Origin of the sequence: Pseudomonas sp. PS01301, assembly GCF_029960215.1 — a bacterium.
In the GTDB taxonomy this organism is placed as follows: Bacteria; Pseudomonadota; Gammaproteobacteria; order Pseudomonadales; family Pseudomonadaceae; genus Aquipseudomonas; species Aquipseudomonas coleopterorum.
In genome coordinates, this window is the sequence record NZ_JASCPM010000145.1 from 1 (window position 1) to 278 (window position 278).

The following is a 278-nucleotide window of genomic DNA, read 5'->3' on the forward strand; positions in this document are numbered from 1 at the left end:
GGCCCGGGCGACCTGCGTCAGCCCCTGAAGGCGAGCACCTTGCCAAGGCTCAAGGCTCCACCCGGCACCGCCGGCGTTGTAGCCTTGGGCAAGCAAAGCGCCTACGCTGACACTGGCAGCCGGGGCCAGCGGGTGGCTGCCTCCGGCGCTCAGCACCCAGGGTTGCGCGGCGCCCTGGCCGCTGTCGCGCAGTTGCCCCAGGCCCACGGAGAAGCCACGCGCGGGCAGGGCCAGGCCCAGGGTGGCCGCCAGGACGGTAAAGGTGCGCCGTTCACCCG

At 73.7% G+C, this 278-nt stretch carries 1 pseudogene; it reads right to left on the reverse strand.

From position 1 onward, the window contains the following. Positions 1–278, reverse strand: a pseudogene (locus QMX89_RS22800) (outer membrane usher protein); the annotation flags it as partial.